Source organism: Saprospiraceae bacterium, from assembly GCA_016713025.1.
In the GTDB taxonomy this organism is placed as follows: Bacteria; Bacteroidota; Bacteroidia; order Chitinophagales; family Saprospiraceae; genus OLB9.
In genome coordinates this window covers 3,150,687-3,169,217 of sequence record JADJPZ010000004.1, presented here as the reverse complement: position 1 = coordinate 3,169,217, position 18,531 = coordinate 3,150,687, and the positions used below count along the sequence as shown (strand labels likewise).

Below are 18,531 nucleotides of genomic sequence, written 5' to 3'. Positions count from 1 at the left end.
ATTAGAAAAAAAAATATAAATGAGTATTCTAAATTTTCAAAACCAGACAAGATCTTATTACAAAAAGCTGATGATTTTGATGGCGTTTTTGAATTTAAACCGTTGGAGCCTGGATTTGGACAGACTATAGGAAACTCACTCAGAAGAATACTTCTTTCATCATTGGAAGGTTATGCCATTTCTGCTGTGAGAATAGCAGGTGTGGATCATGAGTTTTCTACCATCAAAGGAGTTGTAGAAGATGTTGTTGATATTATCCTTAACCTCAAGCAGGTAAGACTAAAGCCTGTAGTGGTTTCTGAAGATTCAGATGAAGAGAAACTATATGTGACCATTTCAGGTAAAGATAAGTTTTTAGCCGGAGATATTGAGGCTGCAACCAATATTTTTAAGGTAATGAATCCGGACTTGTACATTTGTACTATGGAACCAAATGTAACCCTTGAAATCGAATTTACCATAACAAAGGGTCGTGGATATGTGCCTGCAGATGAGAATTTACCAAAAGATGCTTCTATCGGTGTGATACCAATGGATGCGATATATACTCCGGTCAAAAAAGTAGCTTTTAAAGTGGAGAATACGCGTGTCGGTCAGAGGACGGATTATGAAAAGATGACTATCGAGCTGAAAACAGACGGTACTATTCATCCGGAAGACGCTCTTAAAGAAGCTTCAAGAATAATGATTCAGCACCTTATGCTGATTACTGATGAAAATATCACATTCAATGATTCTTCATCTCGTCAGGATGATGTAGTAGATGAGCATATCCTTCACATGCGTAAATTGCTTAAGACATCTCTCGAAGACCTGGATCTATCCGTCAGAGCATACAATTGTCTGAAGGCAGCCAAGATCAATTCATTAGGTGAAATGGTCAAATTTGATATGCATGAACTTCTGAAATTCCGGAACTTTGGTAAGAAGTCCTTGGTAGAAATAGAAGAACTTTTACAACAAAAAGGTCTCACATTTGGAATGGACCTTTCTAAATATAAACTTGACGAAGAATAATCGTTTCGGCCCTTAACTGGATTGTATTTTTAAATAGTATGAAACGTTGCTTTTCAGAGTCGCAGGCCGAAAGATGACTCAAGCGATAGTGGTACGCAAACTTTAAGTCAATGAGACACGGTAAAAAATTTAACCATCTGGGTAGAAAAAAAGGCCATAGAGACGCCTTACTACTTAACATGGCCAATTCACTGATTCTGCACAAAAGAATCACCACAACACTTGCAAAGGCAAAAGCTTTAAGAGTTTTTGTCGAACCTATCATTACGAGATGTAAAGATAATACAACACATTCAAGAAGAATGGTCTTTGCTGACCTTCAAAATAAGAATGTAATCATTGAGTTATTTGACAACGTAGCCCCAAAAGTCGCAGACAGACCAGGTGGGTATTGCAGAATCATCAAAACTGGATTTAGAAAAGGTGACGGTGCAGAAACAGCTATGATCGAGCTTGTCGACTTCAATGATGTGATGAAGGCGAAAACAGCAACTACAAAAGCTGGTACTAGAAGAAGTAGAAGAAAAGGAGGAAGTGGAGATATAACTGGCGCAGGCGCTGTGGCAGGAGTGGCAACAGCATCAGCAGCAGCGGCAGTCGTTGCACCTGAAGTAATTGACGAAATTGCATCAAACGAAGAAGAATAATTTTTTTCTTAGTTTTACAATAAAAGGTTAAAAAGAGGCATTTCTTATGATTTGCCTCTTTTTTTTTGTTCTTCATCAATAAGATTGGTGAAAATGGGCTTTGTCTTCGAATTTTATTTCATTGATTATAATATTGGTGATGTGGGCAAAAGTTTTTTTGCATTGATGTCTGAACAATAGTCTTCTGATTTTATTTCATTGGCAATTAATTCTGTAAAAAAGATGTTTTTAAATCATCGAAATGCAATCATTATTTTTTTCGCATTTTTAACCATCATTAGTGGTTACTATACTACCAAACTGCAATTCAGTTTTTCATTTGACCAATTTTTTCCTATCGGAGATCCGGATCTGGAATACTATAAAAAATTTACAAAAGACTTTGAAACAGATGATAACTTCCTGCTCATAGCCATAGAGAATAAACCTTCTGTTTTTGACTCTGTATTCCTTGCAAGATTTCATGATGTCAGCCTGAAAGTGAGGGATTTGCCATTTGTGAAAAAAACACAGTCCATCACCCAACTTGAGTATCCGGTGAAAACGCCCTTTGGCTACTCACTGCTTCCGTTTATACACATAGACGACCCTGAATACTATCCTTCAGACAAACAAAATGTCACTAATGACGAACGAATAGTGAATAGCCTGATTGATAGTGCAGCCACATCTTTGGTCATCTTTGTAAAAACCGATGAAAACCTTGATATCCTGTCTTCACGGATATTGACAGAAAGATTGGACTCGTTGCTTCTTGTTTCTGGGTTTTCTGATAAGGCTCATATTTTAGGTCGTGCCTATTTTCAGAGAGAACTCGTTGATTTTCAGAAGAGAGAAATGATGATGGCATTTATGGCTTCACTGATCCTGGTTACATTTATTATGGTAGTTTTATACAGAAAACCTATAGGTATCATCATCTCTTTGGGCAGCATTGCTTTAGGTTTGTTATTGTTTACGGGTTATTTAGGTTTTGTAGGTGCGGAATTAAGTGTGATCTCAGCACTATTTCCTGTCATCATGCTGATAGTAGGGTCATCTGATGTTATCCATATTTTTTCCAAATATGTAGATGAACTCAATAAGGGGAATGATCAGAAGCATGCTATGAGAATAACCATAAGGGAGATTGGTGCAGCTACTTTTATGACATCATTTACTACAGCTATAGGTTTCGCTTCTTTAGCAACATCAAAACTGCTGACCATACAACAATTCGGTCTTCATGCTGCCGTAGGTGTCATTATTGCTTTTGTAACGGTGATTTTATTTACTACTTCGGCTTTATCGTATTTTAATAAAGATAAAATTATTAGAAGCCAAAATCATGACCGAAGATGGTCATCATTGATGGAATGGATAGTTTCTATAAATATGACTAAAGCAACTATCATTTTTAAAACATCATTTGTACTGATTATAATTTTTATCCTGGGCACGAGCATGATCAGCACAAATTACAGACTTGAAGATAATTTGCCTCGAGGAGCGAAGGTCACACAGTCATTTCAATTTTTTGAAAAGAACTATGCCGGATTCAGGCCTTTGGAATTTGCCATCACAGCTAAGGGGCAACATCTCGCTGATGATTATGAAGTATTGAAAGAAGTAAATAAGCTTGAGGAAAAAATAAGATCAACCGGTATCATAAGGTCGAGTATTTCATTAGCCACATTGTATAAGAGTATCAATAAGATGAATTCCGGAAATCAGGATTCAACGTACTCTTTCCCGAAAACGAAGGAAGAATATGAAAATTCCAAAAGGCTCGTTCAGCGCATGAAAAATGATGATGCTAATATTCTTTTGAGTACTGATAAAACAAAAACACGGATATCATCAAGAGTGACAGATATCGGTGCAGATAACATTAAAAAACTTGGAGAAGAACTCGATACCTGGTCTTTGCAACATCTTGACACAAGCCTGATTGAAGTCAAACGAACCGGAACCGGATTAATACTTGATAAAAATTCTGTTTATGTGACATCAAGTTTATTAAAGGGATTGGGCTTTTCTATATTCATCATATCACTTTTTATGGGATGGATATTCCGATCATTCAAGATGGTCATTATAGCTCTGATTCCCAATCTTTTACCTCTTTTGCTCGCTGCTGCCATCCTTGGATTTTTTCATATTGATCTGGAGGCGGGTATCTCAGTGATGTTTACCATTATTTTTGGTATTGCCGTTGATGATTCTATTCATATTCTTGCCAGATACAGAATTTGTAAATCTAACGGCATGAATACAAATGCTGCGGTGAGGGTTTCTCTGATGGAGACAGGCAAAGCGGTCATCATTACCACTATTGTGCTTTTTTTCGGATTTTTTGCAATGATTTTTTCAGTCAACCCTCCGACATTTACAATAGGTTTATTGATATCTGTGACTCTATTAGGGGCTTTAATTTGTGATTTGTTTCTACTGCCTGCTTTACTTCTTCGTTTTTACAAAGATTAGACTACATCGTTATTTGTGAAATTTTTAAACATTATCTTAGCATAGTGAAAAAAAAAGGGGGAAGTTATTAACTCTAATAAAGAAATTCATTGTTATTTTGATATGGGCACTTATCTAAGTTATACAAAGTGTTTCCTGTAAATTTTAGTATTTTTGCGCAATTATTGACTTACAGTACAAAATGCCTAGCCAACAAACAGATCAATTGATTCAACTTGTCAGATCAATGACAAAAGCTGAGAAACGTAGTTTCAGATTGTATGTCAATCGGGATAATAATGCTCATGATAAGTTGTTCATGCAGTTGTTCGATTATATAGATTCAGGAAAAAAGTACAATGAATCTGACATGTTGAAAAAGATACCGCAAATAAAAAAGGCGCAACTTTCAAATATCAAGGCCAATCTGCTAAAACAAATACTTTCAAATATCCGGCATTTACATAAGCAGGATTATAGTGATATTTCTATAAGGGAGTTGCTGGATTATGCCCGAATTTTGCAGACAAAAGGTATGACACAATCGAGTCTCGATATGCTGGAAAAAGCTAAAAAGATAGCCGAAAATAGTCAGGAAACGCTACTCTTATATCATATTCTGGATGAAGAGCGAAAGATAGAAACCCAATATATCACCGGGAGTTCTACAACAAAAGCCATCCAGCTGAATGACGAGAGCGTCAGGTTACTTAAAAGAGTTGGACTCAGAGATAAATTGAGTAATCTTTCAATCATGCTATATGGCATGTACCTGAAATACGGGTATGTAAGGGATAAAAAAGATTTTGAACAGTTAAAAGATTATTTTTATGCCCACTTACCTGAAGTCAAAGTGCATAAACTGGGTTTTTATGAAAAAATTTACTACTACCAATCATTGGTATGGTATTATCACATGATACAGGATTTTTTGAATTATTATAAATTTTCTCAAAAGTGGGTAGATAGTTTCGAGCTTACTCCACACATGAAACATGAAGATCCGGTCTTGTACTTTAAAGGTTTGCACAATGCTCTGAATGCGCTGTATATGGCCAATAAGAGAGATAAATTTTTATTGAGTTATGAAAAATTTGTTGAACTGGAAAATGACCAACTCACTGAAGCTCAGCATTTAAACTTTAAGCTATTCAAATACATTCATTTACTGAATAAAATATTTTTGACAGGAAATTATGATCAGGGTGTAAAAGAAATTGAAGAAATCAGCTCAATCCTCCTGTCAGGAAATCACCATTGGGACGTCAATAGAGAGATGGTGTTTCAATATAAACTTGCTTGCGTATATTTTGGGGCCGATGATTTTAGTAATGCTATAGATCACCTCAATAAAATTATCAACAGCCCTATTGGGGGTTTGAGGGAAGATATTCAGTGTTTCGCCAGAATTCTTACCCTGATCAGCCACTATGAGCTCGGCAATGATTTCTTTTTAAGTTATCAGATAAAAACGGTTTTCAGATTTTTAAATAAAATGGATGATCTCCAGGCAGTGCAGCGAGAAATGTTGGGATTTTTGAGAAAAACACCCTTGATGACAAGAAAGGACTTAAAAAGTGAATTTATGAAATTAAGAGCAAGATTGGTTAAATATCAACAGGATCCATATGAGAGAAGGCCTTTCCTTTACCTGGATATCATCTCCTGGCTGGATAGTAAAATTCAGAATAGAAGGATTCAGGAGATCATCAGAGAAAAACTCGAACTAAAAAGTCGAAGCCAATAATATAATAAAGCCTAAATACTTCTTGAATGATCGGTTATATCTTTTTCAGATTGTCTACAGCATTGTTCAGTGCAATACCATTTGCAATCTTGTATAAAATATCGGATTTTTTATCCTGGTTTTTGTACAATGCCGTACGATACAGAAGAGATGTAGTAGAAAAGCAACTCAAAGCAAGTTTTCCGGAAAAAACGGATGATGATCTAACAAAAATAGCAAAAAAATCCTATGCTAATCTCGGAGATATAATAGTAGAAAGCCTCAAGGGTTTTACGATGCCCAAATCTGAATTTCTCAAAAGGTACCACTTTGTCAATCCTGAATTGTCCCTGAAATATACCCAACAAGGAAGATGCGTCATCCACTCAGCTGCACACTACGGAAACTGGGAATGGGGAGTCATAACTTATGCCTTATCTTTTCCAATTCCATCTTTAGGTTTTTACAAGCCCTTGTCAAATAAATACAGCGAGAAGTATGCTGCAAAAAAGCGAGGCAGGTTTGGTTTTATCATGGTTCCTATACAAAATACATCCAAAGCTTTTGATCAATATAAAAACAATGGTGCAACCTTTGTCCTTGTCAGTGACCAAAGTACCTGGTCGGATAACGCTCACTGGGTGAACTTTTTAGGGCAGGACACTGCTTGCCCACCCGGAGCGGACAAATATTCCAGAAAGCTTAGTTGTCCGGTTTTCTATGTGCATATACAACGTATGTCCCGTGGTCACTATGATGTTACTTTGCATGAGCTTACTGATGGAACAGAAGAACTTGCTGAAGGTATAGTCACTCAAAGGTTTATGAAAAAACTGGAATCAATCCTTCAGGAAAGACCCGAAGACTGGATTTGGTCTCACAAGAGATGGAAGAATAAACGTGTTAAAGAGCAATAGTAACCATTTAAAGTTAGCTCAGTTATTTTCAGAGAAGTAATTTCTTTTTGGATTGTCATGCTTTGATGTGATGGATGTCAGATGATTCTAATCAAGGATGGAAAATCCTTTCGATATGGAGCATTTATCATCAGATATTTTCAAAAATCTGATGCCTTGAGTTTGATTGATAAAATTTTCAATAGTAAAGGTATTTGATTGTCCGGATGTTGGATTTAGAGATTGGTTGAAAATGGACTTTCCGGCAGTATCATATATGTTTAACTCAAGCTTCTGATTATAGCCGGAAAAGTACTCTATTATAAAATTATGACCCACATGTCTGATCTTATTGATAGAAAGGTGACAATCGCATTGATACATTTTTTGGAGCAATTGTATGGCATTATATATGTTGAGTCTTCCTTTGCTGACAGATCTTGATTCGAGGGATGATCTTCTGTCCGTTGACAACATGATGATATCCTTGAGCGCAAGCACTGCATTGGTCGGATCGGTCTTCATAAATCGATGAAAGGAATCACAGGGTACAGAATATAAAAATGAAACTGCCCCAGCCACCATAGGTGTTGCCATCGAAGTACCTGATGTATAGAAGTAAGGTTGAATAAACTCAGGATGGGTTGTATAAATTTTTTCTGCGGGAGCTGATAGGTCTACACTTATTGATCCAAATCCTGAAGTATAATACTCATCCTTTCTATTGGTACTACCAACGACTATCATATATGGGCTGGTGCATGTTGAAGGCATATCACCCAATCTTTCAACATCTGTTTCATCATTGGATGTGGCCACAATACTCAGAATTCCCAATGCTCCCATTTTGTCATAAAGTCCGCACCATATGGGATGATCTTTTGCAAATGCAAAGTCTTTTCCTGAAGAATGATTCAAAATAACAAAGTTGTGCCCTTTTTTTCCTCCTGACTCGATATAAAGTTTCTTTTGATGCACTATGAATTCATAGGCTTTGATGGTTTCGCTTGTTACTTCAATGGTGGAAATCGGATAAACTTTGACATTTGGATGTACTCCGGCTATGCCCTTTCTATTATTATGAGTAGCTGCCAAAACACCAAGCACATTGGTGCCATGCGCTCTCAAAAAGTGTTTTGAATTATTTGTGGATATATTCCAGCCGGAAACATCGTCAATCAATCCATTTCCATCATTGTCAATACCATCGTTGGGTATTTCTTCGGGATTCAGATATATGACATCTTTTAAGTCCTCGTGAGTCATATCAAATCCATTGTCTATGACAATTATGATGATTGGCTCAGTGCTGTTTTGTTTGCCCCCATTAGAAATCTTCCAGGCATCAAAAGCCCTTATATGATTAAGGTAATATTGAGAATCTATAAGAGGGTCATTTGGAATTGTCCTTGGATTGAGCCACAAATTATATTCACACATGGCAACTTCAGGCTGTGACTTACACCATTCATATAGCCAGGCGTCATCACCGTTTTTCAGGAGATATGAACTAGTTGATTCTCCTAATTTTTCTACACTTATGCTTTGATTTCTAAGGTTTTTTGCTTTTTTGACCAACTCATCGATCTTTTTGCTTTGGCAACTTATGATAACCCCATCACTTTTAAAGTCTTTTTGACTAATAACCTGTGCTGGCAAAAGGGCCAAATATAGTTTTAGAGAAATCAAAATCCCGAGTCTAATACATGTCTTAAGATAAATCATAAAATATTTTTTAGGGATTATGTAAGATCATCCTTCATCCATTTGCCAAACCCTGATATAGTCTACATAAAACGTCGAAGGTAGGTCTTTATTGTCCGGCAATCCCATCCAGTCTTCCATGATTTCTGCATCGAAAATAATATGCAATGGATTGGTAAAGTAATCGTTTTTTCGTTCCCAAACCATCTCGCCATCTACATACCATTGAAGCTTTTCAGCTGTCCACAAGAACCCGAATGTGTGGTAATCATCATAAAATTCAAAGGGCATTTTTATTTTTTTTGAGTAGTCTTCAAGCTTCGTTTTTTTCTTATTGACTATGGACTCGACATAGGGAGTTTCATACCTGTGCAAGGTGGCCCAGTAAACTCTGTCAAATTCGGGTTTGCCTGGTTTGCCAAATATTTCAAAAATATCGATTTCTTCAGAAAAGCTGCCTTCGCGGTATTTTTTATCTGCATTTAGTGGGTCGTAAAGCCAGAAAGCATTGCATACATTGGCTTTCATAGATTTACATCTTGCTTCAAAATATCCATATTGTATTCTGTTTTTACTTTTGACAATAGCAGTGGAGTATTTGTCCATGCCCTTGGTTCTGAGTTCGATGTCCACTTTTGTTGAGTCGAGGGCTTTGGCCGTAAGTTGCAGACTTCCTTTTTTTACCCCTACGTTTTTGCGGGAGAAATGGGCGGGCTTTCGGCCGGGCCATGCCGGATTAAAATCCCACCATTTGGAATCATCCAGTTTTTTGGAATTAAACTCATCACTGTATTCTTTTACAAATTTCCAATTGCCTTTCAAAGGACAAACGTGGATTTGAGATGCGCCTGAAAACCATTGGATCATCAGCAAAAATACTATAGACAATCTTGAGTTTCTATGCGACATTTTTTTTATTTAAAAAGATTGAGTGTAATGCCTTTCTTTCCAGATAATAAACCAACGCTGTAAAAGTAAGAATCATGGCTGTATTGATCAGGAGATCACCCCTGAAAACCAAAAAGCTTAATGCACTGACAGCGGAAGCTGAAAGTATATATACTGCTATTTTGGTGATGTCATACGATACTGGATAATATTTGTGTCCCAGATACCAGGAAACCAATGCCATCAGTACATAGGTGATTAGCGTGGAAACAGCACCTCCCATGATGCCAAAAACAGGAACAAAAATGAATAATGTAATGATGGTGATAACTGCTCCAACAATGCTGATCAACATCCCATATCGGGTCATGTCGGTCAGTTTGTACCATATAGACAGATTGTTGTAAATACCGGAAAATAGATTGGCAATCAACAGTACCGGAACAATAAACAGCCCTTCCAGATACATTTTATTTTTAATGATGATGCCTGCAAAGAGATCCAGATATCCGGTGATAATCACTGAAAAAATGCATCCAAAAATCACAAACCAGGTCATAATGGTTGAATAGTTGTTTTTTGCGTTGGCATTTCCTGCATGTCTGAAGAAAAATGGCTCTGCTCCCAACCGAAATGCCATAATGTACAGCGTCATAAAAACACTTAATTTATAGCATGCGGCGTAAACACCATTCTCTTCTTTGCCTATCAAATTTTCGATAAGCAGTTTATCCATATTTTCATTGATCGTGTAAGCAATTCCACCTATCATAATGGGCCAACCATATTGTAAAATTTTGACAATCATGGATTTATCCGGTTGCCATTTGATTTTGATCAGGTATGGGGATAATAACAGCAGTGTAAAAACGCTGGCTATAAGATTGGCGGCGATGATGTGAATGACACCTGGCTTGTATGAATTTGTGAATCCAAAAAACTGTAAAAAACTATTTTCAGAAATGACCATTTTAGGGATGATCATCAAAAAAAGCACAGTAAATAAAAACAGTACTATCACGTTTGTCAGCTTTATCCCCGTATAAACCAACGGTCGTCCGGTCACTCTGAGATAAGCGAAGGGGATCACACATATGGTGTCCACTACGGTTGTCAATATCAGGATATACACCAATTTCTGATCGCTGAACCCAAGGAAGCCTGCAAACTGCTGGATCAATATGAGACCCAATAGAAGGAAAATACCGGAAGTGATCAAAAGGATGGTCGCAGCTGAAGCCAGTACTTTGTTTTTATCCGGCTCTTGAGTATAATACCTGAAGAAGGAAGTTTCAGTACCCATTGTCAATATTACATTGATAAACGCTGCATAAACATACCATTGGGTTTGGTCTGAAAAATCTGCTTTTCCAAGGACAAAAGTAAAAATAGCTATAAGCGCCAGGTTGATTACTCTGGGAAGAACGGCCGCAACACCGTATATGATTGTATCTTTAAAAAAAGATTTTAACACTATGATGATATTTTAAATTCAGATTTTGAAAGTTCCTAAGGGTGTATTTCATTTTTTCGCTTCACATTAAAAATCATCATTTTATTATTTCGCGATTCAGGCAAGATGTCTGTCTATATTACATCGTAGCTGGAAGCTACAACGAACAAACGAAACTTGATAAGAAATCAATCAAAGGGCGAAAAAATGAAATGCACCCGTTCCTTAGATCACAAATGTAATAAAAAAACGGTTTTACTACCGTAACGAAGTGAAAATTGTGTGTTTAAAAAATTGCACAAATTCATATTTTCTTCCCCGCTACCCTCATTCCCTATAGGGACGAGCCACCCAATCCAACCACATTTTTACCGCCTTATAATAATAATACTGAAAACATGCAGTTTGTTATACACACAGTGAAAATTCTTGATATATGGGATTGAAGTCATAGACTTCGATCATCTAATTCGGTAAAGGCCATTGGGTCATATCTTGTATCACTCTAACTTGATGTGCCATTTGGGCTTTTTAAGTTTTCGAACTCTTCATTTGTAAGTTCAAACATAAAATATGTGTGTATAACATATTGCACAAATATTTAAATGGCCCGCTACCATCATTCCCTAAAGAGCCTGTCAAGCTACGCTTGAGACGACCCGCGCCAATGCTTTCAATATTAGCGCTGGTCTCCCCTTCAGGGGCCTTCAGGGGTTGGGGGTAAGTATAGGCAAATGTAGCAAGTTAATTTTTTTCACAAAAGTGCAATATGTTATACACACATAAAATATCTTGTTTTTCAAGAAAGAATATTTTGATCAATACATGACATTTCAGGGTTTTTGAAATTATTATTCAAAATATGGCAAAATTATTGAACTAATTCTTGAATAAATGGCTTAAATTTATGTCAAAATATTCATTAACTAAATTTTTATAATTATGGGATTTTTAAGTTCTCTTAAGAGATTATTTTTCACTACAGAATCAGTAGCCAAGTCAGCCGTGGATAAAGCGGTTGATTTTACCAAAGAAAAAGCCGGTGACATCGCAGAGTCAGCCAAAGAAACGGTGAGCGACATTTCTGAAAAGACATCCGGTCTCCGCGAATCAGTAATGGAAAAAGCTACCATAGTGCTCGACAAAGCTGAAAATGTGGCAGAAGCAGCTTGGGACAAAACAAAAACTGTTGCTGCAGATGTTGCTACAGCGGCAGAAACAGCTGTGGACACTGTATCTGATTTGGCTGAAGATGCTACTTTGAAAGCTAAAGAAATGGCCAATGCTGCAGCTGAAAAGATTGACAATGTCGCTGATGTAGCCTGGGACAAAACCAAATCAGTGGCATCGGATGTTGCAGGAGCAGCAGGAACGGCTGTTGACAAAGTAAGCGATGCAGCAGAAAGTGCAGCCACCAAAGCAAAGGATGTAGCAACAGATGCTGGTGAATTTGTACAATCATCTTATGTAAAAACAGCTGAAAGCACCGGATCCGTTTTGGACAAAGCTGGTGAAGGGATAGGAAATCTATTTGACAAAACAAAAGCTTTTGCTGGCGACGTCGTAGATAAAATTTCTGAAAATGAAATGGTACAGAAAGCCGGGGATGTGGCAGAAAAAGTAGGGGAGAAGGTCTTTGAAGCAGGAAGTGTTGTCGCCGGTAAGGCAGCTGACATCAGCGAAAATGTAGGAGCTAAGGTTTTGGAATCGTCAGATAAAGCCTGGGATAAAATAGGCGAAGCTAAGGAAGCAATGGCTGAAAAAGCAAAAGATGTGGCAGAACAGGTTGGTAAAAAATTTGATGAAACAGTTGAAAAAGCTGAGAAATTTCTGGCTGAAGAAGATGCAAAGCCCAAAAAGGAATTTGCAGACGAAACTTTAACCACAGGTGGTGGCCTTCTGGAAGGAAAAGATGATTTTTTTTCAAAAGCGAATCAATACGCACAAGGCAACTATGATGCCTTCAGTGAAGGTAAAATCACGGTGGTAAATCCGGAAGGAACTGCGTCAAAAACTCCTGCCAGATCAGCCGGACAAGATGATCTTGATGGTGACGGAAATGAGCAGATAGATGATGCAATAATTGTTAAGGATTAACAGTTAAAAGGATAAATCGGAAAATGACTGAATGGCACAGATCTGTTTCAGTCATTTTCCATTGCAAATATGATAATACATGTCGCCACTTCTTGTAAACGGTAAAACAGAAAAGGAACTCCTTAAAGCATGCTTGTCTGGTAACAGGTCTGCTCAGAGGGATATTTTCTATCTGTATTCAGGCAAGATGATGGCTGTATGTCAAAGGTTTGCAAAAAACAGGCAGGAAGCAGAAGATGTACTTCAGGATGCTTTTGTGAAAGTATTTACACATATGCATGAATTTGCCAATGCAGGGTCCTTTGAAGGATGGGTCAGACGCATTGTCATCAATACTGCCATAAAAAATAATTTAAAAAATCACACTATCTTTCAGGAATTGGATCCTGAACTTGTGAAAGAAGATATGGTTCCCCCGGAAGTTTTTTCTTCATTATCTGAAGAAGAGCTTATAAGATTGATTACATCTATACCTGATCGCTACAGAACAGTTTTCAATCTGTATGTCATAGAAGGATCTACACATAAAGAGATCGCGGAAATGCTCCATATTGAAGAAGCTACATCCCGTTCACAGCTTGCAAAAGCACGTCGCTTGTTGCAGGAAAAAGTCACCCAATTATACAAACAAGCCGTATGAATACATTAAATAAAATTGTTAAAACCAAACTTTATCATCATGTGGCTGATGTTCCTGATGACATTTGGGACAAAATAGAATCCCGTATGCCGGAGAAAAAAAATGAATTTAGATTAATTTGGGTTCTGTTTGCTTTCTTTGCATTATTCATTTCAGGAATTTTGACATACGGCTATTTTAATAATGATGAAATCAAAGAGAGTCTTGAAAGTTCATCCATTAAAAGTAATGAAATTGTCACATCAGCTTCCGGGTTTATTCATGCAGATAAGGAAGTTACTGTTGCAGATACTAAAGTAAAACTTATACAACCAAAGAAAATAGTCGCTAACTCAGGAACTGATAATTTTGAAACAAAAGATTCGCTTGCTCAATGGTCTGATAATGCAAACACTGCATCTGCGGAACAAGTTACTGAAGACAATTCAAATAGTGTCATGATACAACCTGTTTTGGAAGTGCAAAAAATTGAAAATATTTTATCCAATAAATCACTAAAGAATTACTATAAAATTGTGATACCAAATATAAAACTAAGTTCACAACAGACTCCATGAGAAATCAGAATTAAATAGCGTATATATCTAACTAACTTATTGCACAAAATAATTAAAGTCTCACTTTACCTTATTCCCAAGCGTAGTTTGGCAGGCTCTGAAGAGCCTGTCAAGCTACGCTTGAGACGACCCACCCATTTTATTGTTTTAAAGCGCATATCATCCCCTTTAGGAGTCGGACCTGTTGGAATGACTTGGCAATTAGATGTGAAAATAGCAAAATTTTACTTCAATAATTTTCTGTTTTATGGTGCTTTTTTAAAAAACATCTCTTGTAATATTATAATTTCAGTTTTTTTTATAATTTGGCATTTCATATAGAAATATAAAGTCATGTCATCTAAAAGCCACAATCAAAAAGAAAATAATTTGGGTCGCAGGAAGTTTATAAAACAATCTGCGATAACCGCTTCTGCATTTACAATTGTACCCAGTTTTGTTTTGGGAGGTAGTCGACATATACCACCAAGTGATACACTGTATCTTGCAGGTATCGGCGCAGGTGGCAAGGGTGCAAGTGACCTCACCGAATGCGCCAAAAGCCCCAATGTAAAAGTGTCATTTCTATGTGATGTAGATGACAGGCAGACGGTTAAATCCAAACAAAATTTTCCTACAGCAAAATATTACAAAGACTTCAGGAAAATGCTCGATGCTGAACACAAAAATATTGACGCAGTTACAGTGTCAACCCCTGACCATACGCATGCAGTGGCCGCACTCGCCGCTATCGAAAAAGGAAAACATGTGTACGTGCAGAAGCCACTGACATGGAGCATACATGAAGCCAGAGTGCTGACTGAAGCTGCCCGGAAGCATAAAGTGGTGACCCAGATGGGAAATCAGGGTGGGTCAGGAAACGACGTACGAAAAATGAAGGAAATATATGATGCAGGATTGATCGGAGATGTACACAGAGTGACTGCATGGACAAACCGACCTGTATGGGTGCAAGGCATAGCTGCCCCCAAAGCAAAAGAGCGCATACCAAAAGAACTGGACTGGGATTTATGGTTAGGTCCTGCACAGCCTGTGATGTACAATAAGATGTATGTCCCATTCGGGTGGAGAGGATGGACAGCTTTTGGTACCGGAGCTGTAGGAGATATGGCATGTCATATTATGGATCCCGCATTCAGAATTTTACCAATTGACTATCCATCCGATGTGGAGTGTAGTTTTGCTACTCCATGGTCGGGATTTTTTCAGGAGATGATGATTCCGGAAGCCTTTCCTTCAGCATCTATGATGTACTTTACTTTTCCCGGCAAAAATGGCAAACCGGACATCAAACTCACATGGATAGATGGAGGATTAAAACCCGAAAGGCCGGAAGAACTTGGTGCTGACGAAGCCCTGGGAGGCTGGGATGGCGGAATCATTTTTGAAGGAACTAAAGGAAAACTGATGGCAGACTGTTATGGTCAGAATCCCCGATTGCTTCCGACTGCGCTCATGAAAGATCTGGTAGTTCCTGAGAAGGAGGCACGTGTTCCCGAGGGACATTATCTTCAGTGGGTCAATGCCTGTCTAAAAGGTTATGGCAATGCAACGGTTAGTTCACCATTTGATTATGCCGGACCATTTACAGAAGCTATGTTGCTGGGTGTGCTAGCTATGAGGAGTTATTATCTCAAGGAAAACGACAAATATCCTGCTCGCAGAAAACTTCTTTGGGATGCCCAAAACATGAAAGTCACCAATGTTGAGATGGCCAATACTCTTGTGAAAAGAGAGCCCCGAATGGGCTGGAAGATATGATTGAAATTGAGCATTTTGAATCTCATATCAATCAACTTTCTGAAAAAGATTGGGAGCGGTTGTTTTGTCTGAAAACAGAAATTTTAGCTACAAAACAATTTGGCACGTTTTACGACTGTAAAACCTTGGAAAACGGAGTTTTAACTTTTCCGTATTGGGACAGATCAGATGTTGTGGAAAAAACAGCTAATGTAATTTCGGGTCTGAAACTGACACCGGTTTTTGACTGGGCTGCATGGGAAGATGGAAAAAACATACTGCTGAATCCTGATTTTGAATATAATACATTGGATCTGATATCATTATGCAAACTTCTGACAGTCATCATCCGAGCGGACAGATTTAATGAAGGATATCTGGTGTCTTGTTTTGAAAAAGGAATAGTTCTGAAGATCATCACCGCTTTGGAAAGTAAGGTAAAACACGACACACTTTCGGAATAGTTTGCACCGCTGCCTGTCAAGCGCTGTTTGATCAAAGTGGTGCTATAATTTTTTAGTGGTTTCGAAAGGTTATTGGAAATAGATTTAGCAGATAGATGGATTTAGGGTCTATAATTCAAATTATCCGACGCGTCGGATGGCGACACGCAGATGGCATGGATGGCAAAGAGCATAGTGGCATAGATCGTTAGACAGTTTATTGTTGATAGATGTAGCAGATATATGATGGATTTAAGGCTTCGAATTCAAATTATCCGACGCGTCGGATGGTAACACACAGACGTAGGCGCAGCCTACGCCTAGCTGGGCACAAACCGGGCATTGTCACAACCGATGATACCTACAGCTAGCAGTGATGGTAAGCATGTAGATTTTTATGATATGAAGGGGAGCACGTACAAAAAGCATACCGATACTACGGGTTGTTATCCTGCTACATCGTTTATGCTTTTCGGTGATTTAAACTAAGGATACATTATAGTGTGTATAACAAACTGCACAAATTCAAATTTCTTCATCGCTACCCTCATTCCCAAGCGTAGCTTGGCAGGCTCTGAAGAGCTTGTCAAGCTACGCTTGAGAAGACCCACCCAATTCAACCACGTTTTTACCGTTTATTAAAAAGAACACTGAAAAAGTGCAATTTGTTATACACACTACATTATAAAACAGTGTTTTAAAAAAAACAAAAAACCTATCTTTGCAACATGGAAATGCAAAAATATCCCATAGGTCTGCAAGATTTCGGTGGTATACGAAACAATGGTTATGTATATATTGACAAAACGAGATATTTACATCAACTGATGTCGAGCTATAAATACTACTTTCTGTCTCGGCCAAGAAGATTTGGAAAGTCACTCTTGATCAGCACCATGGAGTGTGTATTCAAGGGACAAAAAGAACTATTCGAAGGTTTGTACATATATGATAAATGGGCATTTGATGAGTATCCTATCATCAGGATATCGTTTTCAAATATAGGGTATAGGACTATGGGATTGCAAAAAGCCATAGGAACTACCCTTAAAGAAATTTCAAAACACAATGGCATCATCCTTGAATCAGACCCATCTGATATTGCCAATATGTTTAAAGAACTGATCCATTCACTTTATACTAAATACAATAAACAAGTAGTCATCCTCATCGACGAGTATGACAAGCCCATCATCGACTATCTGGACAAAGAAAGCATCCACTTGGCCCATGAAAATCGTGGAGTGATGAAGACATTCTACTCCATTCTCAAAGATGCCGATCCATATCTTAAGCTCGTATTCATCACAGGAGTGAGCAAATTTAGTCAGGTGAGTATTTTTTCAGATCTGAACAATCTGCGCGACATCACCATGTTAAGAGAATATAATGAATTGTGTGGTATAAGTCAAAATGAGTTGGAACATTACTTTACACAAGAACTGAAAGTATACGATAATGATAAAATAAGGCTTTGGTACAATGGTTATACATGGCATGTCAAAGGTAATAGAGTGTACAACCCATTTTCATTACTAAACTTTTTTGCTAGCGGAGACTTTCAAAACTATTGGTATGCTACCGGTACGCCTACATTTTTGATGGAATTGAGTAAAAAACAACATTTTTACAATTTCGAAAATACCGTTTCAAGTGGCATAGATTTGGGTTCCTTTAACATTGACAATATTTTACTTGTACCAGTCTTGTTTCAAACGGGCTATCTGACTATCACCGGTTATGATGAGTTATTCGGCAATTACACGCTGTCATTTCCAAACATGGAGGTCGAAGAAGCATATTTGCAAAGATTGGCAGATACTTATATTGAAAATCAAAAATCTCCTGCAAAATGGATATTAGTAGAACTAAATGCAAGTCTAAAATCAAAGGATCATACTCGTCTCAGTAATGCCATCAATGAAGCATTTAGCCACATTCCGTATCCACTTTGGGAGCGAGAACATGAAAATTTCTACCACGCCATCATCCACCTTTTGTTCAGTCTGATGGGCGTATATATCCATAGCGAAGTACTCACCAAAGATGGTCGGGCAGACGCCATCATCCTCTATGAAGGCCATGTCTATTGTTTGGAGTTTAAACTTAACAAAACAGCGGAATCAGCCATACAACAAGTCAAAGAAATGGGATATCTCGATGCTTATCGAAATAAAGCCAGCCACTTTCACATCATAGGTATCAACTTTGATAGCGAAAAACGTAAGGTAGATGGACTGATATGGGAGGAAGTGTGATGACCATGTGATTTTACGTG

Annotated in this window: 14 protein-coding genes; 11 read left to right on the top strand and 3 right to left on the bottom strand. The window is 37.7% G+C overall.

Going from position 1 to position 18,531, the window contains the following annotated elements:
• The first annotated feature begins 15 nt into the window (after window positions 1–15).
• From IPK35_19810 to IPK35_19790, 5 genes are all read left to right on the top strand, one after another.
• Window positions 16–1,017 (top strand): DNA-directed RNA polymerase subunit alpha, encoded by a 1,002-nt coding sequence (locus IPK35_19810; GenBank protein ID MBK8055450.1) that lies wholly within the window; start codon window positions 16–18, stop codon window positions 1,015–1,017.
• Between the two features lie 110 nt (window positions 1,018–1,127).
• Entirely contained in the window at window positions 1,128–1,664 is a 537-nt protein-coding gene (gene rplQ, locus IPK35_19805; protein ID MBK8055449.1) for a 50S ribosomal protein L17, read from the top strand.
• Window positions 1,665–1,886: 222 nt separating this feature from the next.
• Complete coding sequence (locus tag IPK35_19800) at window positions 1,887–4,130, top strand: MMPL family transporter (protein ID MBK8055448.1); 2,244 nt, start codon at window positions 1,887–1,889, stop codon at window positions 4,128–4,130.
• Window positions 4,131–4,311: 181 nt separating this feature from the next.
• A complete protein-coding gene (locus IPK35_19795; GenBank protein ID MBK8055447.1) occupies window positions 4,312–5,856 on the top strand; it encodes a hypothetical protein in 1,545 nt (514 codons plus the stop codon).
• Window positions 5,857–5,882: 26 nt separating this feature from the next.
• The gene (locus tag IPK35_19790; protein MBK8055446.1) at window positions 5,883–6,752 is read left to right on the top strand and encodes a lauroyl acyltransferase; all 870 of its coding nucleotides are present in this window, start codon (window positions 5,883–5,885) and stop codon (window positions 6,750–6,752) included.
• A gap of 87 nt (window positions 6,753–6,839) precedes the next feature.
• On the opposite strand, the gene IPK35_19785 is transcribed toward IPK35_19790, so the two are convergent.
• Genes IPK35_19785 through IPK35_19775 form a run of 3 tightly spaced genes read right to left on the bottom strand, consistent with a single transcriptional unit; the run spans window position 6,840 to window position 10,803 of the window.
• Window positions 6,840–8,456: a S8 family serine peptidase gene (locus tag IPK35_19785; GenBank protein ID MBK8055445.1), complete on the bottom strand. Its 1,617-nt coding sequence runs from the start codon at window positions 8,454–8,456 to the stop codon at window positions 6,840–6,842.
• 27 nt (window positions 8,457–8,483) lie between these two features.
• On the bottom strand, window positions 8,484–9,344 hold the full coding sequence (locus tag IPK35_19780) for a family 16 glycosylhydrolase (protein ID MBK8055444.1): 861 nt from the start codon (window positions 9,342–9,344) through the stop codon (window positions 8,484–8,486).
• Complete coding sequence (locus tag IPK35_19775; GenBank protein MBK8055443.1) at window positions 9,334–10,803, bottom strand: oligosaccharide flippase family protein; 1,470 nt, start codon at window positions 10,801–10,803, stop codon at window positions 9,334–9,336. Before IPK35_19775 ends, IPK35_19780 begins: the two co-directional genes overlap by 11 nt.
• A gap of 915 nt (window positions 10,804–11,718) precedes the next feature.
• Between IPK35_19775 and IPK35_19770 the strand changes: the two genes are divergently transcribed.
• The 6 genes from IPK35_19770 to IPK35_19745 all read left to right on the top strand — a co-directional run bounded on the left by IPK35_19770 (window position 11,719) and on the right by IPK35_19745 (window position 18,511).
• Window positions 11,719–12,873: a hypothetical protein gene (locus IPK35_19770; GenBank protein ID MBK8055442.1), complete on the top strand. Its 1,155-nt coding sequence runs from the start codon at window positions 11,719–11,721 to the stop codon at window positions 12,871–12,873.
• Window positions 12,874–12,952: 79 nt separating this feature from the next.
• On the top strand, window positions 12,953–13,513 hold the full coding sequence (locus tag IPK35_19765) for an RNA polymerase sigma factor (protein MBK8055441.1): 561 nt from the start codon (window positions 12,953–12,955) through the stop codon (window positions 13,511–13,513).
• Window positions 13,510–14,070 carry a hypothetical protein gene (locus IPK35_19760; GenBank protein MBK8055440.1) on the top strand — a complete coding sequence of 187 codons (561 nt, stop codon included), beginning with the start codon at window positions 13,510–13,512 and terminating at the stop codon, window positions 14,068–14,070. The genes IPK35_19765 and IPK35_19760 overlap by 4 nt, the downstream gene beginning before the upstream one ends.
• Before the next feature lie 333 nt (window positions 14,071–14,403).
• Entirely contained in the window at window positions 14,404–15,831 is a 1,428-nt protein-coding gene (locus IPK35_19755) for a Gfo/Idh/MocA family oxidoreductase (protein MBK8055439.1), read from the top strand.
• Between the two features lie 209 nt (window positions 15,832–16,040).
• A complete protein-coding gene (locus IPK35_19750; protein ID MBK8055438.1) occupies window positions 16,041–16,274 on the top strand; it encodes a hypothetical protein in 234 nt (77 codons plus the stop codon).
• A gap of 707 nt (window positions 16,275–16,981) precedes the next feature.
• Window positions 16,982–18,511, top strand: a complete 1,530-nt coding sequence (locus tag IPK35_19745) for an AAA family ATPase (protein MBK8055437.1) — start codon at window positions 16,982–16,984, stop codon at window positions 18,509–18,511.
• The last annotated feature ends 20 nt before the right edge of the window (window positions 18,512–18,531 follow it).